This window comes from Marichromatium sp. PS1 (assembly GCF_041155115.1).
GTDB classification, from domain to species: Bacteria; Pseudomonadota; Gammaproteobacteria; order Chromatiales; family Chromatiaceae; genus Marichromatium; species Marichromatium gracile.
On the sequence record NZ_BAAFHB010000004.1, the window covers coordinates 21,663 to 43,822 of the forward strand.

At 69.0% G+C, this 22,160-nt stretch carries 19 protein-coding genes and 1 pseudogene; 5 read left to right on the top strand and 15 right to left on the bottom strand.

Features of this window, described 5'->3' with window-relative positions; all coding sequences use genetic code 11:
• Positions 1-3: 3 nt before the first annotated feature.
• On the bottom strand, positions 4-492 hold the full coding sequence (locus ACAM26_RS09240) for an aminoacyl-tRNA deacylase (protein ID WP_123141532.1): 489 nt from the start codon (positions 490-492) through the stop codon (positions 4-6).
• A 14-nt stretch (positions 493-506) separates the two neighbouring features.
• Positions 507-1,109 carry a DUF938 domain-containing protein gene (locus ACAM26_RS09245; RefSeq protein WP_369613497.1) on the bottom strand — a complete coding sequence of 201 codons (603 nt, stop codon included), beginning with the start codon at positions 1,107-1,109 and terminating at the stop codon, positions 507-509.
• Between the two features lie 337 nt (positions 1,110-1,446).
• On the opposite strand from ACAM26_RS09245, the gene ACAM26_RS09250 reads away from it, so the two are divergent.
• Together ACAM26_RS09250 and ACAM26_RS09255 are read left to right on the top strand one after the other, a co-directional pair.
• Entirely contained in the window at positions 1,447-2,694 is a 1,248-nt protein-coding gene (locus ACAM26_RS09250) for a hypothetical protein (protein ID WP_132230557.1), read from the top strand.
• A gap of 76 nt (positions 2,695-2,770) precedes the next feature.
• On the top strand, positions 2,771-3,364 hold the full coding sequence (locus ACAM26_RS09255; RefSeq protein WP_123141895.1) for a hypothetical protein: 594 nt from the start codon (positions 2,771-2,773) through the stop codon (positions 3,362-3,364).
• 8 nt (positions 3,365-3,372) lie between these two features.
• Here ACAM26_RS09255 and folP read toward each other — a convergent pair whose 3' ends face one another.
• From folP to ACAM26_RS09275, 4 genes and pseudogenes are all read right to left on the bottom strand, one after another.
• Entirely contained in the window at positions 3,373-4,230 is an 858-nt protein-coding gene (gene folP, locus ACAM26_RS09260) for a dihydropteroate synthase (RefSeq protein WP_123141528.1), read from the bottom strand.
• A 52-nt stretch (positions 4,231-4,282) separates the two neighbouring features.
• Positions 4,283-5,329 (bottom strand): FAD:protein FMN transferase, encoded by a 1,047-nt coding sequence (locus ACAM26_RS09265; protein WP_123141894.1) that lies wholly within the window; start codon positions 5,327-5,329, stop codon positions 4,283-4,285.
• 100 nt (positions 5,330-5,429) lie between these two features.
• A complete protein-coding gene (locus ACAM26_RS09270; RefSeq protein WP_338086180.1) occupies positions 5,430-5,585 on the bottom strand; it encodes a DUF3096 domain-containing protein in 156 nt (51 codons plus the stop codon).
• 6 nt (positions 5,586-5,591) lie between these two features.
• Positions 5,592-5,786: pseudogene (locus ACAM26_RS09275) on the bottom strand (DUF3096 domain-containing protein); the annotation flags it as partial.
• 522 nt (positions 5,787-6,308) lie between these two features.
• On the opposite strand from ACAM26_RS09275, the gene ACAM26_RS09280 reads away from it, so the two are divergent.
• Together ACAM26_RS09280 and ACAM26_RS09285 are read left to right on the top strand one after the other, a co-directional pair.
• The gene (locus ACAM26_RS09280; RefSeq protein WP_369613498.1) at positions 6,309-7,289 is read left to right on the top strand and encodes an SLAC1 anion channel family protein; all 981 of its coding nucleotides are present in this window, start codon (positions 6,309-6,311) and stop codon (positions 7,287-7,289) included.
• A 42-nt stretch (positions 7,290-7,331) separates the two neighbouring features.
• The gene (locus ACAM26_RS09285; protein ID WP_369613499.1) at positions 7,332-8,132 is read left to right on the top strand and encodes an OmpA family protein; all 801 of its coding nucleotides are present in this window, start codon (positions 7,332-7,334) and stop codon (positions 8,130-8,132) included.
• A 4-nt stretch (positions 8,133-8,136) separates the two neighbouring features.
• Here ACAM26_RS09285 and ACAM26_RS09290 read toward each other — a convergent pair whose 3' ends face one another.
• The 7 genes from ACAM26_RS09290 to ACAM26_RS09320 are packed head-to-tail and all read right to left on the bottom strand — an operon-like array spanning position 8,137 to position 15,683.
• Positions 8,137-9,984 (bottom strand): V-type ATP synthase subunit A, encoded by a 1,848-nt coding sequence (locus ACAM26_RS09290; RefSeq protein ID WP_123141890.1) that lies wholly within the window; start codon positions 9,982-9,984, stop codon positions 8,137-8,139.
• 44 nt (positions 9,985-10,028) lie between these two features.
• A complete protein-coding gene (locus ACAM26_RS09295) occupies positions 10,029-10,718 on the bottom strand; it encodes a hypothetical protein (RefSeq protein ID WP_123140827.1) in 690 nt (229 codons plus the stop codon).
• Between the two features lie 12 nt (positions 10,719-10,730).
• Complete coding sequence (locus ACAM26_RS09300) at positions 10,731-11,432, bottom strand: hypothetical protein (protein ID WP_369613500.1); 702 nt, start codon at positions 11,430-11,432, stop codon at positions 10,731-10,733.
• Between the two features lie 19 nt (positions 11,433-11,451).
• Positions 11,452-11,898, bottom strand: a complete 447-nt coding sequence (locus ACAM26_RS09305) for an ATP synthase subunit C (RefSeq protein WP_005224595.1) — start codon at positions 11,896-11,898, stop codon at positions 11,452-11,454.
• Positions 11,895-13,700, bottom strand: coding sequence for a V-type ATP synthase subunit I (locus tag ACAM26_RS09310; protein ID WP_123141889.1), 1,806 nt, complete (start codon positions 13,698-13,700; stop codon positions 11,895-11,897). Before ACAM26_RS09310 ends, ACAM26_RS09305 begins: the two co-directional genes overlap by 4 nt.
• The gene (locus ACAM26_RS09315) at positions 13,697-14,302 is read right to left on the bottom strand and encodes a V-type ATP synthase subunit D (protein ID WP_123140824.1); all 606 of its coding nucleotides are present in this window, start codon (positions 14,300-14,302) and stop codon (positions 13,697-13,699) included. Before ACAM26_RS09315 ends, ACAM26_RS09310 begins: the two co-directional genes overlap by 4 nt.
• Before the next feature lie 16 nt (positions 14,303-14,318).
• Complete coding sequence (locus tag ACAM26_RS09320) at positions 14,319-15,683, bottom strand: V-type ATP synthase subunit B (RefSeq protein WP_123141888.1); 1,365 nt, start codon at positions 15,681-15,683, stop codon at positions 14,319-14,321.
• A 569-nt stretch (positions 15,684-16,252) separates the two neighbouring features.
• Here ACAM26_RS09320 and ACAM26_RS09325 point away from each other — a divergent pair.
• Entirely contained in the window at positions 16,253-19,108 is a 2,856-nt protein-coding gene (locus ACAM26_RS09325) for a PAS domain S-box protein (RefSeq protein WP_369613501.1), read from the top strand.
• 30 nt (positions 19,109-19,138) lie between these two features.
• Here the strand turns inward: ACAM26_RS09325 and ACAM26_RS09330 are convergent, their stop codons facing one another.
• Both ACAM26_RS09330 and ACAM26_RS09335 read right to left on the bottom strand, forming a co-directional pair.
• Entirely contained in the window at positions 19,139-21,295 is a 2,157-nt protein-coding gene (locus tag ACAM26_RS09330) for a VTT domain-containing protein (RefSeq protein ID WP_369613502.1), read from the bottom strand.
• Positions 21,296-21,302: 7 nt separating this feature from the next.
• Entirely contained in the window at positions 21,303-22,052 is a 750-nt protein-coding gene (locus ACAM26_RS09335; RefSeq protein ID WP_369613503.1) for an endonuclease/exonuclease/phosphatase family protein, read from the bottom strand.
• Between the last annotated feature and the right edge of the window lie 108 nt (positions 22,053-22,160).

A 22,160-nucleotide genomic window follows, 5' to 3' on the forward strand; every position in this document is an offset into this window, starting at 1 on the left:
GGCTCAGCCCGCGACCGCGAGGTCGAGCGGCTGGGCCTGGAGCAGCTGGAGCGCGGCCCGGGTCTCGACCTCGAGGATGAAGCCGCGCTTGCCGCCGTTGATATAGATCCGCGGCAGTTCGAGGATGCCGCGCTCGCAATAGACCGGCATCGGGTGACGGGTCCCGAACGGCGAGGTGCCGCCGACCCGGTAGCCGGAGTGCCGATCGGCGACCTCAGGCGCGCAGGGGCGCACCCGCTTGGTGCCGATGGCGCGCGCCAGGTGCTGGGTGGCGACCTGACAGTCGCCGTGCATCAGCACGACCAATGGCCGCGCATCGGCGTCCTCCATGATCAATGTCTTGACCACCAGGTGCTCGTCGACGCCGAGTGTCGCCGCCACCTGCGCCGTACCGCCGCCGCTGACATAGTCGTAGCAGTGCGGGGTGAAGGCGATGCCGGCGGCACGCAGCGCCCTGACCGCCTGGGTGACCGGGTGTTTCTCCTTGGCCATGTTCCTCCCCTCGTTCAGCGTCGCCGCCACACCAGGATGCGGTTGTTCGTCGGCATCGCATGTTCGGCCAGCGCCTCGAAGCCGTTGTCCTCGGCCAGCCCCAGCAGCCAGGTGCGATCGCGCACCCCCATCGCCGGGTCGCGCGCGCGCAGCCAGGCGTCGAAGGCGGCGTTGCTCTCGCTGGTCGGTCGGCCATCCTCGTGGAAGGGGCCGTAGAGGGCGAAGAGCCCACCGGGGGCGAGTACCTCGCCGAGTCCACTGAACATCGCCGCGACCGCCTCGACCGGCATGATGTGCGCGGTGTTGGCGCTGAAAGCGGCGTCGAACCCGGGTGTCGGCCAGGGATCGCGCAGCACGTCGAGCGCGATCGGCTCGGGCAGGTTGGGCAGCGCCGCCTCGCCGATCCACTGACGCATCCCCGGCAACTCGTCGGCGCGGTCGCTGCACTGCCAGCACAGCTCGGGCAGTGCCGCGGCGAAATGGACCCCGTGCTGCCCGGTGCCGCTGCCGATCTCCAGCAACCGGCGCCGTCCGGCATAGAGCGGGGCGATCACCGCGAGGATGGGGGCGCGATTCTGATCGCAGGACTCGGCGTAGGGCTTGGTGGTCGATTGCATCGGTGGACTCGTATGTGGTGGCGACGACAGCGCCTCGATCGGCCACAGGATGCCGCGCGTCGGGAGCGGTCGCAAGTCAGCTGCCAGCTATCAGCTTCCAGCTATCAGCTGCCAGCCGCCAGTGGCCGCCTGCCCCCAAGCGCTGGCACCAAGCGCGTGTGATGGCAGGCAATGCCGTCGTCAGGGGCGCATACTCACTGGCGGCTGGCGGCTGGCGGCTGGCGGCTGGCGGCTGGCGGCTGGCGGCTGGCGGCTGGCGGCTGGCGGCTGGTACTGGAGCCCGTGGCATGATCGGCTATCATGGTGGCTTTGTGCCGCCTGGGCGGGGGTGCCCTCGATGTCGACGCCGAATCCCGATCCGCAGTCAGTTCGCAGACGTGGCGCCGTCGTGGTGTCGCTGCTGGTGCTCGGTGCGCTGTTGCTGGTGCTCGGCGGCTGCGCCGGTTCCGGCGGCACGGTGCAGGGGGCGGCGCCCTGGCGCACCCCGGGTGCCCAGCTCGCCGCCGAGCGTGCCGATGGGCCGCGTCCGTCGATGTCGGCCCATGTGCTCTACAGCACCGACCCGCTCGGTCTGCGCCAGGAGTTGCAGACGCGCTGCGCGGGGATGGATGGGCGTGGCACCGGGGCGGTATTGAGCACCCTGGTCACCGATCTCTATCTCTCCGGGGTGGAGCCCGGGGAAGGTGCCGAGGCGCTGTTGCGCGGCGGCTGTGCGCCGGTCAGCGAGATCGTCACCGAGATGATCGCCCAGGGCGGGGAGTCGGCCTTCGATCCGGTGCTCGAGCGCGCGCTGATGCTCACCGGTTCGGGCGCGCGCGAGACGCTCGAGCTGGCCGCCGCCGAGGGGCTCGAACGTCGCGCCCGGCTGCTCGATGCCAGCGACGGGCCGTTGCGCGAGTCGCTGGTCTATGCCATGCGCTACTATCCCTCGGGCGCGCCGACCAGCGAGACCCAGACGGCGGTGGCGATGAACCTGCTGTTCGAGCGCGCCGAGTCCGGCTACGGCCTCTATACCTTCGTGCTGCTCGGACGCACCAGCGCGCTCGATGCCGCCGACGTGCAGCGCTATCGCGAGCTGTTCCGCATCATCGAGACCTATGTGGCGAGCGCCAGTGGCGTGAGTGAGCCGCGGCGCGAGGCGCATGCCTTCCTGGTGCCGGTCTATGCCGACTCCGGCGACATGGCGCTGGTCGATCAACTCGCCCCCGAACTCTCCGACCTGATGCGTTACCGGCTCGGCCGTGCGTTGCGCCGCCATGGCCGACCGGGCCCGGCGGCCCGGCTCGAGAGCGGCGCCGGCCCCTTCCTGATGACCAGCACCGATCCGCAGCTGTTGCCGCTCGAGGTCGGTGCGCCACGGTTGCTGATCGACCTCTCCGGGGTCGGCGCCGAGTATCTCTACGGCATCATCGATGCCTGCGATCGGCCGGTCGAGGACGCGGCGGCGCTGGAGCGGCTGCGCGAACGGCTGCGCCTGTTGCTCGACGAGGCGCCGGCCGACTGGCTCGAATGGATCGAACCTCGAGCGCCCTCGACACCACGCGCCGCGACCGTCGTGGCGGCGCCGTCGTCGGTGGTGGGGTGAGCGGCCGTCGGGCAGGCACGGATCCTTCGTCGGGCCACGCCCGCGCGTGGCTTCACAACCTGAGCAGATGAGATTGATGAGCATCATTCCACACAGCCTTGGCAGCCTGATCCGATTCCTGATCGGTATCTTCCTGCTGCAGGGAGTCACCGCACTCTTGGTCTACACCGCGCTGAGCACCGACTGGCAGACCACCTGGCCACTGTTCGCGCTGCTCGGTGGCGCCATCGGCATCCTCGTCGCGCTGTGGTTCAACACCATCGCCGATGCCTACCGCCACCGCGCCACCTCGCGGTTGAGCGAGCGCTTCTCCAAGGAGCGCGAGAAGATCCGGGTCAAGGCCGAGCAGCAGCGTGCCAAGGCCGGACGCTCGCAGGAGCGGCTGGCGGCCAAGGCGCGACGTAGCTCCTGGGGGGCGAGCCTCAAGACCGGCGCTGTGGTCGGCGGTACGGTGGGAATCGGGATCACCATGATGCTGACCCAGTTCGTCACCCTCGGGCTGGTGACCCTGAGCGCCGCCGGTGGCGCGGCGCTCGGCTACGGGGTACGGGCGCGCCAGCAGCGGGCGATCGACAACCGCCGTCTGGCCGCCGAGGCACGCGAGCTGAAGACGCTGGAGACGGTGTCCGAGCGGCGGGTGCTGCCGCGCCATCGCGCCGCCGGCGACTAGCCCGACCCTCAGCCTGTCACCAGTGTGCCGGTGGCGCGCATCCCGGCGCCCCTGAGCGCCCAGGCGACGTCGGCGGCCTGACGGTTGCCGGCGACGTCGTGTACGCGGAAGACCTCGATCCCGGCGAGCACGCCCGCGGTGGTGGTGGCGGCGGTCGCCGCATCCAGTGCTGCCGGGTGCGGCTCATCGCAGATCGCGCCGAGGAAGCGCTTGCGGCTGGCGCCGAGCAGCACCGCGAAGCCGTGCGCGCGCAAGCGATCGAGCGCGGCGATCAGCGCAAGGTTGTGCGCGAGGGTCTTGCCGAAGCCGATGCCGGGGTCGAGCAGGATGCGCTCGGCGGCGACGCCGGCGGCGCGCGCGAGGCGCGCACGCTCGAGCAGATAGTCCTCGACCTCGGTGGTCACATCACCATAGCGCGGGTCCTGCTGCATGGTCTCGGGGCGTCCCTGACGATGCATCAGCACCAGGGTGGCGCCGGTCTCGGCGGCCAGTGCGAGCAGTCCGGGATCGTCCTCGCCGGCGGCGGTGTCGTTGATCCAGCTGGCGCCGGCGGCGAGCGCCGCACGCGCGACCTCGGCGCTGGTGGTGTCGATGCTGATCTCCACGCCCGCCGGGAGCCGCTTGCGCAGCGCGCCGATCACCGGCAGCACGCGCTCGCACTGTTCGGCGGCGGGCACCGCGCGTGAGCCGGGGCGGGTCGACTCGCCGCCGACATCGATGATGTCGGCCCCGGCGCGGGCGAGTGCGAGACCGTGGGCGACGGCCGCCTCGGGTGCGAAGTGCTCGCCGCCGTCCGAGAAGCTGTCCGGGGTGACGTTGAGGATGCCCATGATCCGTGGCGGGGCCGTAGGGGCTTGGTTGTGCATGAGGGAGGGACTCCTGGGCGATGGCGCCGGGGCAGGGGCCCGGCGCCGACGATCACTCGGCGGTGAGCGCCGCGAAGCGTGAGGTGGCGCGGTCGCTGTAGCCGTCGCCCTCGCGGACGACGAAGAAGGCGGCGATATCATGCGCCTCGGCCAGCGCGAGGCCGGCCTCGGGGCCGAGCACCAGCAAGGCGGTGGCGAGCGCGTCGGCCTGGGCGCAGTCGGCGGCGATCACGCTCACCGATGCCAGGGTGTGGGTGACCGGGCGCGCGGTGATCGGGTTGATGGTATGGCTGTAGAGCTTGCCGTCGCGCTCGTAGAAGTTGCGATAGTCGCCCGAGGTGGCCATGGCGGCATCGTGCAGGGTGACGATGCGATGGACCTCGCGCACGCCGGGCTCGGGGCGCTCGATGGCGATCCGCCAGGGGGTGCCGTCGGGCTTGGTGCCGCTGGCGCGCAGCTCGCCGCCGACCTCGGCGAGATAGTCGGTGACGCCCGCCGCCTCGAGCACCGCCGCGACCTGATCGACGCCATGGCCCTTGGCGATGCCGGAGAGATCGACATAGACGCCTGGTTTCTCCTTGCGCAGCGCCGGGGGATCGAGTCGGTACTCGAGCCGGGGGAAGCCGATGCGCTCGCGTACCTCGGCGAGCTGCGCATCGCTCGGCAGCTGTTCGGGAGGCTGGCCGGGACCGAAGCCCCAGAGGTTGACCGCCGGGCCGACGGTGACGTCGAAGGCGCCGATGCTGAAGATGCTGATGCGCTCGGCGAGCGCGACCAGCGCGGCCAGCTCCAGGGAGACCGGGAACCAGTCGCCCGAGTCGCTGGCGTTGAAGCGCGACAGCTCCGAGTCGGGACGATAGGTCGACATCAGGTCGTTGACCTGTTCCAGTCGGGCATCGATCCGCGTCTGCAGCTGCTCGGCCGAGAGCGCGTCGGGGAGCCCGTAGAGCTTGACGCTGTAGTGCGTGCCCATGGTGCGCCCCTGGAGTTCCACGGGGGCGTCGTCCTGGGCGCAGCCGGCGAGTGCGAGCAGCGCACCGAGCAACAGGATCGGGAGGAGGCGCCAGCGCGGCGGCGCGAGTACGGCGATGGATGGCATGGGTCCTTCTCGGGCCGTTTGGCCCTGATCGTCTGATGACCGGCACGCGTGTCGGCGGGCCGGGGCTAGGGATGATTGCGGGGCGAGACGCGGCGCGCCATCAGGGGTGCAGCAGCCCGGCGCCGAGCAGGCCGATCAGGATCAGGTAGATCCCCACCACGTAGCTCAGCAGGTTGGGGCGGATCAGGATCAGCACCCCGGCGACCAGGGCGATCACCGCCTGGGGCGCGAACGGCTGGCCGGCGAAGGCCGTCAGCAGACCATGGATGCCGACCAGCAGCAGATAGGCGGCGACGGCATAGTTGAGCACCCGCGGTACGGCGAGGATCAGCACACCGGTGAGCACGGCGGCGATCGCCGGTAGTGGCCAGTGTTGCAGCAGGGCCGGGAACTGGTCCATGGGTCGTCTCTCCTGTGCGTTGATCGTGCCCGATCGCGTCTCGACCGAATGGGTCATTCTAACGGCCGCCAGCCGCCAGCCGCCAGCCGCCAGCTACCAGCTACCAGCTACCAGCTACCAGCTACCAGCTACCAGCTACCAGCTACCAGGGGATTGAACCGCGAAGACACCAAGGACGCAAAGGGGAATAAGCTGCCAGCGATCAGCCACCAGTGGGTGCGGACCCCCGCTGCCTGTGGTCTTGCGCCGACATCACACATCATTCACTTTGCGCGCTTCGCGGCTTTGCGGTTCAAGCCTGGCGGCTGGCGGCGCTATAACCAAGTTTCGAGCTGTGATATTTGTCAATGCGTGTGCGAGGTGCCGGGCTCTACACTGCATGACCTCTCGATCCTTCCCTCGATAGCCGTCGCCGGGCCGATGTCCGGCGACCCGGTGTGGAATCCATAGGAGTACCGCGATGACCACCAGCCCACTGCCGGCGTGGCCGGCCCAGCTCTGGCCCTTCGTCCCGGCGACCGCGACCGCGTTGGCGCTTGCCCTGTTGCTGTTCGGGTCGGCGCTGTGAGCGGCGCGCAGATGGATGTCCAGACCAGCGGCGGCGTGCCGCAGGGGCGTCTCGCCTTCTTCCCGATCCCGTTCTTCGCCATGGTGATGGGGATGAGTGGGCTGACCATCGGCTGGGAGAAGGCGCAGCACCTGCTCGGCCTGGATCTCGGGATCACCCCCTGGCTGGTTGGTTTCAGCAGCCTGCTGTTTCTCACCCTGGCAGTGCTCTATGTCGCCAAGCTGCTGCGTTATCCGCAGGCGGTACTCGCCGAGTTGCGCCACCCGGTCAAGCTCAACTTCTTTCCCACCATCTCGATCAGTCTGCTGTTGCTGGCCATCGCCTATCTGCCGTTGCAACCGTCGGTGAGCCGGATGCTGTGGTTCGCGGGGGCAGGGCTGCACCTGGTCTTCACCCTCTATATCGTCAGCGCCTGGATGCATCAGGAGCACTTCAAGGTGCAGCATATGAACCCGGCCTGGTTCATCCCGGCAGTGGGTAATGTGCTGGTGCCGATCGCCGGGGTGCCGCTGGGGTTCGAGTCGGTCTCCTGGTTCTTCTTCAGCGTCGGTGTGCTGTTCTGGCTGGTGCTGCTGACCATCATCTTCAACCGCGTGCTGTTCCACAACCCGATCGAGGACCGGCTGACCCCGACCCTCTTCATCCTGATCGCGCCTCCGGCGGTCGGTTTCATCGCCTACACGCGACTGGTCGACAGCCTCGATACCTTCGCCCTGGTGCTCTATTTCGCCGCGATGTTCCTGACCCTGTTGCTGTTCAGTCAGGCCGGGCGTTTCCTGCGGCTGCGCTTCTTCCTCTCCTGGTGGGCCTATTCCTTCCCGCTGGCCGCCTTCAGCATCGCCTCGATGGTGATGGCCGAGCAGACCGAGGCGTTGTTCTATCGCTATTTCGGCGTGGCGATGCTCACCATGCTCACCGGCATCATCGCGATCCTTCTGTGGTCGACCCTGCGGGCGGTGCTGCGGCGCGGGATCTGCGTGCCCGGGCATTGAGCGTGTTGCGTCATCGGTTGTCGTCTTCAGGAGTCATCTGCCATGTCTGAACAGACCCCGGCGAGCGCCACCAAGGCCTGGCTCGTCATTCCCTTTCTGTCGCTGATGTTCGTCGCCGGGCTGGCCCTGGTCTATGTCGTCGACGGCGGCCTGACGGTGTCGACTGGCACCGCGGTCGCGGACGAGACGACGTCGCCCGATCCGCTGGCGTCGCTGCACGCCGCGCTGGCCGAGCAGGAGACGCGCTGGCAGGCGCAGCAGCAGCGCATCGAGCGTTTGGAGCAGGCGCTGCGTGAGCGCGCGCAGCGTGAGGCCGTCGAGACGGAGGCGCTGGAGCGCCGGATCGAGGGGCTGCGTGCGGCACTCGGTCAACGCGTCGAGACCGTCGAGAGCGCTGATGAAGAGGTGGCGCATGCCGGGTTGCTGCGCGACTACGCCGCACTCGGTGCGCGTTTCACCCCGCGTGGCGCCCTGGTGAGTCTGGGGGAGGAGAGGTTGCGTTTCGCCCCCGGTGCCGCCGAGCTGCCCGAGGGGCCGATCGCGCCGCTGACGGCGATCGCCGAGCATCTGCAGGCGCACCCTGAGTTGCAGCTGCTGCTGAGTGGGCACACCGATGCCAGCGGCGATGCGGCGGGCAACCTGGTGTTGTCGCAAGCGCGCGCCGCGGCGGTCGCCGCGGCGCTGGTCGCGCTCGGGGTCGAGTCGGCGCGGATCACGGTCGAGGGTGTCGGCTCGAGCGAGCCGCTGGTCGAGGAGATCGATGCCGCGTCGCGCGCGCGCAATCGCCGGGTCGAGTTCTATTTCACCCTGCCCGGCGTCGGCGAGGACCGCGACCCGGCGTAAGGACTCAGCCGGTCGCCGCCAGTGCGACCGGGGTGTCCTCGTCGAGCGCGGCGATCTCCTCGAGCAGGCGGGTGAAGTCGTGCGAGTCCTGGGCGGCGTAGTTGAGGTTCTTCAGTAGCGCGGTGAGCCGGGTGAAGAAGGCGCGCGCGGCGTCCTTGTCGGCAAAGGCGCGCTCACGCCCGATCAGGCTGTCGATCAGCTCGAAGATCTGGCGCTGTCGCGCCAGTGGTACCGCCGCGTCGACCGCGTCGAAGGCGTCCTGCTGGAGGAAGGTCATGTCGAGCAGCAGCGCCTGCTGGTAGGTGACGTAGTCCTCGGTGGTCACGCCCTCCTCGCCGGTGACCTGCATCATCTGCTGCACCGCCTCGCCACGGACCAGGAGCTGCTGCATCGCCTCGACCCGACGGTTCCAGTCGGCACCGAGATGTTGTTCGTACCAGGGGGCGAGCTGGCCGAGATAGCGTGACCAGGAGATCAACGGGTCGATCGCCGGATAGAAGCGCTTGTAGGCGCGATCGTAGGACAGTCCGAGGAAGCACTTGACGGTGCTCAGGGTCGACTGGGTGACCGGTTCCTCGAAGTTGCCCCCGGCCGGCGAGACGGTGCCGATCATGGTCAGGCTGCCGACGCTGGCGTCGGCGGTGCGCACCACCCCGGCGCGCTCGTAGACGCTGCGGATCGCCGAGTCGAGATAGGCGGGGAAGGCCTCCTCGCCGGGGATCTCCTCGAGCCGCCCGGAGGTCTCGCGCATCGCCTGCGCCCAGCGCGAGGTGGAGTCGGCCAGCAGCAGCACCTGATAGCCCATCTGGCGGTAGTACTCGCCGAGGGTGATGCCGGTGTAGATCGAGGCCTCGCGCGAGGCCACCGGCATCGACGAGGTGTTGCAGATGATGATGGTGCGATCCATCAGCGAGCCGCCGGTCTTGGGGTCGGAGAGCTGGGGGAACTCGCTGATGGTCTCGACCACCTCGCCGGCGCGCTCGCCGCAGGCGACCACGATCACGATGTCGACGGCGGCGTGCTTGGCCAGCAGGTGTTGGAGCACCGTCTTGCCGGCGCCGAAGGGGCCGGGGATGCAGCCGGTGCCGCCGCGGGCGATGGGAAAGAAGGTGTCGATCAGACGGATGCTGGTGGTCATCGGCTCGTCCGGATAGAGCCGCTCGGTGGTGCGCGTGCGCAGCATGTGCTCGGTGAGCGCGCGGCGTACCGGCCAGCGCTGGATGAGATCGAGCGAGCGCTCGTGGCCGCGCCGGTCGCGGATGCGCGCCACCGGGGTGTCGACGGTGATACTGCCCTCCTGGATCCAGGTCACCTCGACCTCGCCCTCCTGATCGAAGGGCACCATGATCTTGTGGGTGTAGCGTCCCTCCTGGACGGTGCCGAGCACCCCGCCGGCGCGCAGCCGCGCGCCGTGCTGGACCAGCGGCACGAAGGACCACTTGCGGTTGCGATCGAGGGCGTCGAGATCGACCCCGCGCGGCAGGAACACGCCATGGGTGATGGCGATCTTCTCCAGCGGGTTCTGCAGGCCGTCGTAGACCTCGCCGAGCAGTCCCGGGCCGAGCTCGACCGAGAGCAGCTCATCGGACTGCTCCACCGGATCGCCGATGCTCACCCCGCGGGTGTCCTCGAACACCTGCACGTCGGCAAACTCGCCGCGCACCCGCAGCACCTCGGACTTGAGTCGCTCCCCGTCGCTACGCTCGGGGCGGATGAACACCACCTCGTTCTTCTTCAGCGGCAGGCGCGTACCGTTGCGCCAGCCGGCCTCGATGGTGGCCAGGCTCTCCTGGACCGAGACCACCCGGGCGGGCGAGTCGGCCTGGACCTGGGGTGTCAGCGCGTCATCCATTGCGGGTTCCTCTTCGGCAAGGTCGGGCGATCGGCGCGGCGCGCTCAGGCCGCCGCCTCGGGGGTGAGTTCGACCCCGTCGAGCGCGGTCTCGATCAGGTCATCGAAGCGCGCCAGTGCGCGCTCGTGGTGATAGCTGGTCCAGCGGGCCACCAGATCCCAGCGCAGCGCGTAGATGATCACCGCGGCGAAGTCGAAGTGGTGGCCGTCGTGGAGTCGTTCGAGATGCTCCCAGACCGTCCTCAGCAGCAGTCGCTCGACGCCGATGGCATCGCCCTGGTCGAGACGGCGCGCGGCCTCCGGCAGCCAGGGGCAGGCGCGTTCGAGCCGGAACGCCGGTTCGTTCCAGTGGCGGCGCACCTGTTCGGTCCAGCGCCCGTACCCCCAGCGCCGCTCGCTCGGCGGCGGCTCGCCACGATGGCGACGGCGCAGCGCGCAGATCAGCGTGCGCATCTCCAGTCGCCAGTCGGCGAGGTCGCGGGCGAAGGGGTCGGGCAGGGTGGGGATCTGCCGCCGGGCGCGCTCGAGGACGGCCTGGTCGCTGCTGTGCGGGTCCTGCTCGGCCCATTCGATCAGGGTTCTCAGGGTGCGCAGGGTGCGCGCGTCCTCGGCGTCGAGCTGGGTCAGGCGCTGTTCGAGACGGATGCGCGAGAGCGGCGTCTGGCGCGCGGTGAACAGCGCCCCGTGCGCCGGCAGTGCGCTCAGCAGCATGGCGTAACGGTGTGAGTCGGTCATGGCGCCACCCCGCTACTTCACCATCCCCTCGAGGATGGCGCGGAAGCGAGGCTGGAGGTGGGCGAGCAGCAGCGCCGCGACCTTGTCGTCGGTGAGGTCGATCTGCACGTCCTGGTCGCGCAGCGAGAGACGGATGCCCTGGCTGTCGTCGTCGCCGACGCTGAAGGTCACGCCCTCGGCGAGCACGTTGCCGGCGATCGAGAGCACGAAGTGCGACAGCGAGCCCTCGCGCAGTTCCAGCGGGTTGCGCCGCAACTCCTCGGGGCCGACCAGCGCCTTGGGCAGCTGGATGTCGACCGCCTGGCCGGCATCGATGCCGGCCTCCTCGCGTGCGGCGCGACCGACCTCGAGGATCAACTGTTGGAGGAAGCTCTGCTGTTCGAGCTCGGCGGCGATCAGCCGCTTGACCTCGTCGCTGAAGCGGTCGGAGAGCTCGGACTTGAGCCGCAGCACGGTGTCGCGCATGGCGATGCGCAACGCCTCCTCGCCGCCCTTGCGCAGGGCCTCGGCCTCGCGCCGTGCCTCCTCGACGATGGCCGCGGCGCGCTCATTGGCGGCGCGCTCGATCTCGCTGGCCTGACGGCGCGCGGCGCGCTCGATCTCGCCGGCCTGGTCGCGCCCGGCGCTCACCCCTTCCTCGCGCAGCCGCGCGATCAGGGTCTCGATACCGGAGGAGGCGAGCCCCTCGGGGATGCCGCTGTCTGTGGTGGTCATCTGTTCAGCTCCCCCCGGTTCAGGCCGGGATGCCGCCGGCGAGCACCAGCGCGAAGACGAAGGCGAACACCGCGAAGCCCTCGACGATCGCCGCCGGGGCCAGCGACAGACCGAAGATCTCGGGCTTGGTCTTGCTCGCGTGGATCGCCGAGGCACAGGCCTGGCCCTGGCGTACCGCCGAGAACAGCAGCGCCAGGCCGGCGAGGATGCCGATGCCGAACAGCGCCGGGGCGGTGTCGACGGTGACCTCGCGCTGCAGGGTGAACATGATCACGATGCCGTAGATGACCTGGGAGGAGGGCATCACCGAGATGCCGATATAGCGGCCGTAGCCGGAATCGGTGTCGACCATGGCGCCGATCGCCGCCTGACCGGCGATCGCGCAGCCGATGATGCTGCCGATGGCGCCGAGCGCCATGGCACCGCACAGCCCCGCCCAACCCAGTGCAATCACCAGTTCGTTCATTCGCTCAGCTCCGTCTTCTTGAAGGGCTTGAAGGGATAGCCCTCGCCGGCCAGCGCCCAGTTGTAGAACTCGATGAAGTTCAGACGCAGTCCGTGCACCACGCCGCTCATCAGACAGAGCGCGAGGTTGAGGACGTGACCGACGAGGAGGATGAGGATCGAGAGCAGCAGTCCGAGTCCGGGCTGGCCCTGCTGGACGTCGCGCGCCAGCTCGTTGAAGGTCAGCGCGAGCGAGGCCGAGGCCAACCCCAGCGCGAACAGGCGCAGATAGGAGAGCACGTCGCCGAAGGCCTGGGTGACGCGCACCAGTTGGCGCAGACCGTCGAGCACACGTAGCAACGCCGAGGTCGGGCTGCGTATCGGACGGTCGCTGCCGAGCGTGAAGAGCGCGATCAGGCCGCCGCCGAGCAGCCACTGGCCGAGGGTGGCGAGCCAGAGCGGTCCGCTCGGGCCGGTGCCGCTCCACAGCGCGAAGCCGCCGAGCAGGGCGGCGATCCAGGCGAGCGCGATACGGCGCTCGGCCCCGGGAGCGCTGCTCAGCGCGCGTTCGACATTGGCCAGCACCAGGTGGAGCACGCCGATCGCCACCGACAGCCACATCATGGTGGCGAAGTCGTCGAGATCGAAGACCCTGAGCTGGCCGAGCAGGCCGTCGGGCGCTGGCGTGACGCCGAAGTAGCTCCCCACCAGGATCCCCCAGAGCAGCGCCCCGCCGCACAACGCGAGCGCGAGCAGGCGCAGCCGCCCCCCGGTCTCGCTGCGCCCGAGGCGGCGCCAGCCGAGTGCCAGCGCGGCGCCGAGCACCAGCGCGTAGCCGGCGTCGGAGAGGATCATCGCGAAGAACAGGGTGAAGGAGAAGAACAGCACCCGCGACGGGTCCCAGCTGCGATAGGCCGGCATCTGGTAGAAACCGACCAGGTCCTGACCGGCGGCCACCGGGGCCGGATTGTCGAGCCGGGTCGGTGGTTGATCATCCGCGCCCGGGGCCTCGAGCAGCAACGCGAGGCCGAGCTGGTCGGCCAGCGCCTGCACGCCGGGGCAGTCCTCGAGCGCGACCCAGCCCTGGACCAGGAACAGCGCCTCGTCGTCATAGGTCTGGGCGCGGGCGTAGTTGAGCCCGGCCTGGTCCTCGGCCTCGGCGAGATGCGAGGAGAGCAGATAGATCCAGCGGGTGAGCGCGTGACGCTCGGCGATCACCGCCTCGAGTTCGATCTCGGCGCGTTCGAGCCGGCGCGCGACCTCGGAGCGACTGAACGCGCCGGTGTGGGTACGCGCCACCGGCAGGGCGTCGGCCGGCGGTTCGCGCTCGGCGATCACCACCACCCAGGCCTGACGATGGTCGCGATGGACGATCTGCCAGGGCAGTTCGAGTCGGGCGAGGGCGTCGAGCTGACGCAGCGGCAGGATGTAGAACCACAGCTTGCGTCCGGCGAGCGCCGCCGGCTCGGGGAGGCTGAACTCGCCCCAGGGCTCGAGTTCGGCGAGGCGCTGGCGCAGGGCGTCGCGGCGATCGCTGATGTCGCGCAGCCGCTGCTGGTTGTCGAGCACCTGGGTGATGGTCGCGGCGAGGTCGAAGTCGGTCGGCTCGCGGACCTGGCGGCGTTTGTCCGGCACCTCGCGCAGATGGCGCAGCGCCTTGCGCGCCTCCAGGGCATGGGGCGAGGGGGTGCGCTCGGGCTCTCTGGGGTGAGCGCCGAGTTCGACCAGGTGCATGCAACCGAGCTGCTGGAGCTGCTCGAGCACCGCGTCCTTGTCGGCCGCGAGTCCGGCCAGGGTGACGCGGCGCATCGTCATGATGCTCATGCCAGACCTCCCCGTTGACGCTTGGCCTTGGCGATCTTGGAACGCACCACGGCGGCGCGCTCGGCGTCGGAGAGGGCGACGCGGATGCGCTTGATATGGGCGCGGGTGCGTGGGATCAGCACCTTCTCGAACAGGTTGACGCGCTGGGTGACCTTGCGCACTGCGGTCTCGAGCAGGGTCACGCGCTGTTGCTGCAGACGCAGTCGGATGCGCAGTTCGAGCATCTGTTCGAGCCGCTCGACCAGTGGATCGACCCAGTGCGGGCGGCTCAGACAGCCGTAGTCGACACGGTCGAAGTCGACTCCGACGAGCCGCGGCAGCCGGGTGCCCATGCGATTCTCCTCGTCGATGCGGATCTGGGTGACGCGGGTCAGTCCGGCCAGCGGGATCTCGGTGTTGGCGAGCATCGGCAGCTGTTCGCGCACCTGTTCGCGCAGGGTGGCGATGGCTTGCTCGAGCGCGGTGCGCTCGTCCTGGGCGCGGGCGCGCTCGGCGAGTAGCTGGCGGCGCTTGAGATCGAGCGAGGGCAGATAGCGCTCGAAGGTCTGCAGCTGGCGCTGTTGCTTGGCCAGCGATGACTTGCTCAGGCTCAGTCGTGCCATGGCCGCGCTCCCGGGGTCAGGCGACCGCGTCGTGCGGGTCGTCGAGGCGGGGGAAGTACTTGTCGATGAGCTGTTGCTTCATCAACAGGTCCGCGGGCTCGAAGCACTCGGCCAGGGTCTGCCAGCAGAGATCGAGCGCGGCCTCGAGCGGCAGGCTGACCTCGATGTCCATGAAGCGCTCGCGAAACAGCCGACCGAACCTGAGCAGGCGGTGGTCGAACTCGGAGAGTTCGAAGGCCATCGCCTGTTTCTGCTCGGCGTCGCGGGCGCCGGAGTAGAAGCGGATCATGGTGTTCATGATCTGGCCGTGGTCCTCGCGGGTGACCTTGCCGATGACATGCTGCTTGAGTCGCGAGAGTGAACCGAAGGGGTCGATGGCGCCGTCGTGCAGATAGAACTGCCCCTCGGTGATGTAGCCGGTATTGTCCGGGACCGGATGGGTGACGTCGTCGCCGGGCATGGTGGTGACCGAGAGGATGGTCAGTGAGCCGCCGTCCTTGTAGTCGGCGGCCTTCTCGTAGCGGCGCGCGAGCTGGGAGTAGAGGTCGCCCATGTAGCCTCGGTTCGAGGGGACAGACTCCATCGCGATACCGACCTCCTTCATGGCGTCGGCATAGGCGGTCATGTCGGTCAGGAGCACCAGCACCCGCTTGCCCTCCTCGACGGCGAAGCGCTCGGCCACCGCCAGCGCCATGTCCGGCACCAGCAGCCGCTCGACCACCGGGTCGGAGGCGAGGTTGACGAACATCACCGTGCGGGCGAACACCCCGGCATCCTCGAAGCGACGCAGGAAGTAGTGATAGTCGTCGAAGATCAGCCCGAGGCCACCGAACACCACGATGTCGGCGTCGGCCTGGATGCCGATGCGCGCGAGCAGCTGGTTGTAAGGCTCACCGGCGACCGAGAAGATGGGGATCTTCTGGCTCTCGACCAACGAGTTGAAGACGTCGATCATCGGCACGTCGGTGCGGATCATCTTCGAGGCGAGCAGTCGGCGCGCGGGGTTGGCCGGCGGACCACCGATGTCGAGCTTGGGGTCCTGGGAGAGGTCGGGGGCGGTGTCGAGGGGCTCGCCGTCGCCACGGAATACCCGCCCGAGGATGTTGGCCGAGTAGGTGACCTGCATCGGGTGCCCGAGGAAGCGTACCGAGGCCTCGGTGGAGAGCCCCTTGGTGCCGGCGAAGACCTGCAGCGAGACCAGGTCGCGGTCGATGCGGATGGCGCGCGCCAGCGAGCTGAAGCCACCGGGGTCCTCGACCAGCGCCAGATCGTCGAAGGCGACACGGGTCTGAGTGTTGCCGCCGCGGCTCGGGACCCTCACCTTGAGGATGTCTCCGACGATCTCGACGACCTTGGAGTAGCGAACCAGGGTTTGGGTCACCTTGAGGGTCTCCGTGCTGGTCTGGCGCGGGGCGGATGCCTCGGGCCTGCTCTCAGTCGATGGTATCAGCTGCGTCTCGATGGCTCCAGTTGACAATGGTCTGGTCGGTGCTCGAACGGTGGCCCTGTGGGGCGTTGCCGACGGTCATCCGGCGGTCGTGTTTTCCTCGTCGAAACATGCGATTGTAGACCTCCGGGCCGATTCCCCAGACCTGCTGTCGGGGATGTTCGGGCAGACGAATGGCGCCTCCCCAGGCTTGACAAGCACGGCGCTGGCCGCCAGAAACAGGTGAGCGACCCCGGCCCCTCGGGCCGGATGTAACGAAGGGGTCTGACTTTAAGGATGGCCAAGGCGCATGCTGCCGAGAGACCACGGCGGGTGCGCTGTCACGGAGGGCGCGTCACGCGTTGATCGGGGTGGGCGAGATCGCCAGCGTGTGACGTGGGGCAAGTCGTCGGAGACGAACATCACGTTGACGACCCGGGCGTGCGCGACACCTCCTGCCCGTCGTGACTGGCGGCAGGCGCGCGAGTCTTGCAACAACGGATCGAGCGATTTCCGACAAGTCCATGGCATGGCTTTTCCGACTTGGCGAGCGTGGGGCCGGTAAGGCCGCGAACGCCGAGGCCTTTTTCGAGAACCTGGTGCGCCAGCTCCCCGATCCCACCTGGGTCAAGGATCTGGATGGCCGCTATCTGTATTGCAATCCCGCCTTCGAGCAGCATTTCGGCATCGCCGCCGAGCAGGTGATCGGGTGCACCGAGGCCGACCTGTTTCCGCCGTCCTTTGCCGCCGCGCTCGGCGAGCAGGCCGCGGCGGTGCTCGGTGACGGGGGCGAGTCGCGCCGCGACCAGCGTCTCGAGCGTCCCGGTGGCGGTGAGTCGCGCTGGTTCGAGATCAGCTGTGCGCCGCTGTGCGATGAGCAGGGGCGGCGGTTCGCGCTGCTCGGCAGTGCGCGCGATGTCACCGAGCGTCGCCGCGCCGCCGAGGCGGCCTGGGATACCGAAACCCGGTTCCACGCCTTGTTCGAGCAGGTCGAGGCGATCTCGGTGCAGGGCTATGATCGCAACCGTCGGGTGATCTACTGGAACCCGGCAAGCGAGGTGCTCTACGGCTACCGCCCGGCCGAGGCGCTCGGCGTCAAGCTCGAGGACCTGATCATTCCCGACGCGCTGCGTCACTATGTGATCAGCGCGGTCGACTCCTGGGTCCACGGTGCCCCGGTCCCGCCGGCCGGGGAGATGACCCTGCGTCGCGCCGATGGCTCGCCGGCGCACGTCTTCTCCAGTCACGTGATGTTGCGCGGCCCGGACGGCGAGCCGCAGATGTATTGCGTCGACATCGACCTGAGCGAGCGCAAGGCCGCCGAGGAACATATCCGCAAGCTCTCCCTGGCGATCGAGCAGAGCCCGGAGAGCATCGCCATCACCGACCCCGATGGCACCATCGAGTATGTCAACGAGGCCTTCGTGCACAACAGCGGCTATGCCCGCGAGGCGCTGATCGGCGCCAACCCGCGCATCCTGCAGTCGGGGCGCACGCCGCGCTCGACCTATCGCGACCTCTGGGCGACGCTGGCCCGTGGCGAGGTGTGGCGCGGCGAGTTCGTCAACCGTCGTCAGGATGGCAGCGAATACATCGAGATGGCGGTGATCGCGCCGATCCGTCAACCCGACGGGCGCATCACCCACTATGTCGCGGTCAAGGAGGACGTCACCGAGAAGAAGCGCATCGCCGAGGAGCTCGAGCGCTATCGCGATCATCTCGAGGAGCTGGTCGCCGCGCGCACCCGTCAGCTCTCCGAGGCGCGTGAGCGCGCCGAGGAGGCCAGCCGGGCCAAGAGCGCCTTCCTCGCCAACATGAGCCACGAGATCCGCTCGCCGATGAACGCCATCCTCGGGCTGACCTATCTGCTCGGGCGCGAGATGGCAACGCCGCAGCAACGTGCCACCCTGGCCAAGATCAAGGGGGCGGCCAATCACCTGCTGTCGATCATCAACGACATCCTCGACGTCTCCAAGATCGAGGCGGGCAAGCTCACGCTGGAGACCCATGACTTCGCCATCGCCGAGCTGTTCAACCAGGTCGAGGCGTTGGTCCAGGCGCAGGCCGCGGCCAAGGGGCTGGCACTCGACTGCGAGGCCGAAGGGCTGCCGGCGGTGCTCCATGGCGACAGTACGCGACTGCGCCAGGCGTTGCTCAACTATCTGGGCAATGCGATCAAGTTCACCCACGAGGGCCGCATCCTGCTGCGTGCCGAGGTCCTCGAGACCCGTGGCAGACGCCTGTTGATCCGTTTTGCCGTCACCGATACCGGGATCGGCATCAAGCCCGCCGATCTCAAGCAGCTGTTCCAGCCCTTCACCCAGGTCGACAATTCCGCCACCCGTCGCTATTCGGGCAGTGGGCTGGGGTTGGCGATCACTCGCCGGCTGGCCTTGATGATGGGAGGCCAGACCGGGGTCGAGAGCGTTTCCGGCAAGGGCAGCACCTTCTGGTTCACCGCCTGGCTCGGTCAGGCCGAGAACCAGGATCCGATCGAACTCGGTGTGCCACGCGAGGAAGGGGATGCTGCGGCGCATCTGAGCGAACGCCATCGTGGTGCCCGGGTGCTGCTGGTGGAAGACAACCAGGTCAACCAGGAGGTCGCCGCCGAGATCCTCAAGGATGTCGGGCTGGAGGTCGACGTCGCCGACAATGGCCGCGAGGCGGTGACCATGGCGCGGCGGGTTCACTATGATTTGGTCCTGATGGATCTGCAGATGCCCGAGATGGACGGACTCGAGGCCACCCGGCGGTTGCGCCGGTTGCCCGGCTGGGAGGAGCGACCGATCATCGCGATGACCGCCAATGCCTATGATGACGACCGGCGCCGTTGCGAGGCGGCGGGGATGAACGGTCATGTCTCCAAGCCGGTCGACCCCCAGACCCTCTATGCCACCCTGCTCGACTGGCTCTCGCGCACCATGACCGAGACACCGAGCGCGCCCCCATCGGGCGCCGTCGCTGCGGGCGCTGTGGTGCTGGAGCAGGGGGACGAACAGGTCGCCACCGGCGACGTCCTGGAGCGGCTCGCCCAGCTCGGTCATGTCGATCTGAGCTTCGCCCTCAGGAGCCTGCATGGCAAGCGCGAGGTCTATACGCGACTGGTCGGCATGTACGCGGAGCATCATCGCGAGGATCTCGCCAAGCTACGCCGGGCGTTGCAGTCGGGCGATCGCGATCAGGCGCGGCGGCTCGCACATGCATTGAGCGGTGTCGCCGGGACCCTGGGGTTCGTCGAGCTACAGCGGTTGTGCCGCACCCTCGATGTCGCGCTGCGCGATGAGACCGAGATCGAGATACTCGAGGTGTCGCTGGCGCGCGCCGAGGTCCTCCAGGGACAGCTGCTGGCGGCAATCGCCACCGACCCCGGGCGCGGCTGAGCTCGGTCGGAACACTGTCGCGGCGAGCGCTCAGCGTTGCTCGACGAACACCGTCAGCAGGCGTCGGGCGAGCAGGGTCAGCCCGACGATCAGCGCCAGTGCCAGGGTGAGCAGCAGGAACTGCTCGGGACCGGCGCGGCGCAGCAACGCCATCAACCCCTCGGCGAACACCGCCATCGTCGCCACCCCGGGCAGCATCCCGATCAGGGTGCCGATGGCGTAGTCACGCAGGCGGATGTGCGAGGCCCCGGCGAGCAGGTTGAGCAGGGTGAAGGGGGCGACCGGGACGATGCGCACGGCGATGATGGTGAGGATGCCGCGCCGTGCCAGGCGCTCGCTGAGGCGGTGGATGCGCCCGCCGGCGAGCCGGTTGACGGCGGGTCGACCGAGATAGGCACCGAGCCCGTAGGCCGCCAGCGCCGCGAGCAGCGAGCCGAGCAGGGCATAGCTGGCCCCGGCCAGGGGGCCGTAGACCAGCGCGGTGACCAGGATCAGCAGGGTCACCGGGATCGCCAGCAGACTGCCGACGACGAAACCCGCGAGCAACAGCGCCGGCCCCCAGGGGGCGTGGAGCTGATCGGTCAGTTGCTCGGCGAGCTGCTGCGGATCGAGTGATTCGCCCAGGCCGCTCCAGCGCCAGAGGATCGCCAGCGCGGCGAGCAGCACGACCAGCGCGATCCCGAATCTGAGTCGGCGCCGCGCGTGCGGCAGATGACGACGCCCGACCACGGCGTCGCCGACATCGAGGACGTTGAGCGGGCGCTTGGGGTCGATCAGCCGCTCGTCGGGGAGCTGGCGTTCCCACTCCGGGTCGACGGTGCCCTCCAGCGGGGTCAGGGTCTTGCGCCCCGGAGGGGCGTCGGCGCGGATCGCTTCGATTGCCCCGATCAGTCCGCCGGCCTCCCGTTCGGTGCTTGCCAGGTGTTGCGGCTCGCAGTCGAGCAGGTTGCCGATGAGTTCGCGGCGCAGCGCGGCGATGCGTGCCCGTCCCTCCTCGTCGGTGACCTCGAGACAGAGGTCGCATTCAGTATCCAACCCCATCGATCGATTGCTGAGATTGGCCGATCCGACCCGCAACCAGCGGTCGTCGACGATCGCCAGCTTGGCGTGGACCATCAGGCAGCCGCTCTCGAGGCCGGGGACCTCGGGGTGGTAGACGCGCAGTCGAGCGTGCCGATCGGCCTCGCGCAGGCGCTCGAGCTGGCGGGCGCGAAGTATGTCCATGGTGTGCTGTTCGAGCCAGGCGCCGGTCTCGCGCGGCAGCACGATCACCACCTCCGGGCCGTGCGTCTCGCCGAGGCGTTCGCACAGCGCGCTGCACAGGGTGGTCGAGGTCAGGTACTGGTTCTCGAGATAGATCAGCCGCTCGGCGCGTGCGAACAACGCCAGATAGAGCTGCTCGACCTCGCGCACCTCCCGCTCCGGTGCCTGGTCGTCGCGCGCCGGTTGCTGCGGCTGGGTGCGGGCGATGGCGCAGGGTTGGTCGCGCAGCAGCGCAGCGACCCCTTCGGGCCAGGGATCGTGTACCGGTGGTGGGCTCGGCGCGGGCGTCTCCTCGCCGCAGCGCGCCCAGCGCGCGCGCGCCAGCTCGGCGAGTGCGCCGGCGCTCTCGCCGTCGACCATCAATTGCAGGTCGTGGAAGGGCGGGTAGGGCTTGCCGTCGGGATCGCGTCGGCGGGCATCCTCGGCCTGGTGCGCGCTGCTGTCCCAGCGCCACTTGCCGAGGTCGAAGCCGCCGCAGAAGGCCAGTGCGTCGTCGATGACCACCAGCTTCTGGTGGTGACTGGCCGCCAGCGGATGATTGTCATCGAGGGCGAAGTGCAGGCGAGGGTGCTGGCGCCAGGGGTGGATGCCGAAGAGCAGCGGTTCACGCTCGAGCGCGTAGATCGGCGCATAGTCCCAAAGCAGGATCCAGGCCTCGAGCCCGGGGGTGCGTTCGAGCAGGGCATGGAGCAGCTCGCCGAGTCGGGTCGGCAGCCCGTCGCCGGGGTCCTCGCGCACCAGCTCGAGCTGACTGTGCAGGTCCCAGCCGAGGATCAGGATGCGATGCCGGGCATTGATCAGTGCCCGACGCAGGGTGGCGAAGTAGCGTTCGCCATCGATCAGTGGAGCCAGACGGCGGGTGCCGGTGATCTGCCAGCAGGTCTCGCCGGGTACCAGCAATGGGTTGGGCGTGTGACGTTCCATCGGGGGGTCATCCTGTTCGGGTGGCGCGCGGCAGCGCCAGTTCTGCGTAGAGCGGCAGGTGGTCGGAGGCGATGCGGGCCCGTGGGTCGCGGCTGCGTTCGAGTCGCTGCAACAGTCCCGCCGGTCGGGTCCAGACGCGATCGAGCGCGAGCAGTGGCCAGGCGGCGGGGAAGCTGGCGAGCCTCGGGGTGGGCCCGAGCAGCCGGGAGAGCTGGCGTTCGGTGCGCGCCAGCGGCCACCAGGTGTTGAAGTCGCCCAGTACCACCAGGGGGGCGGGTGAGTCGCTGATCCAGGGGCGCAGGCGTTCGACCTGGCGGCGTCGCTCCCGGGTCTTCAGCCCGAGATGGGTGGCGAGACAGCGCAGCGGGGTGCCGTGCGCGGTGCGCAGGTCGGCGACGATGGCTCCGCGCGGCTCGCGCCGGCGTTCGCTGAGGTCAAGACGGGTGAGTGCGATGACCGGCAGCCGGGTGAGCAGGGCGTTGCCGTAGTGGCGATCGTGGGTGAGGATGGTCGGACCGGGAATGGCGTGATAGTCGCCGAGTTGCGCCAGCTCGTGCATCTGTGCCGAGGGCGCGTGTGCTGTCGGGGTCGAGTCGACCTCCTGGAGTGCGATCAGGTCGGCATCGAGCGCGCGCAGCACCGTGGCAATGCGTCCGAGGTCGCGGCGACCGTCGCGGCCGATCCCGCCGTGGATATTGTAGGTGACCACGCGCAGCTGCTGGCGCGGGTCCTGGTCGGCCATCATGTTCCATGACATGGCTGCCGCGTGGCGTGATTCAACCGCGGCCACGTCGTCCCCGGGCCGGTTCCCCTATACTGTGGGCAGACGAAAAGGATGTCGCAAGGCGTGTTGGTTCAGCGTCAG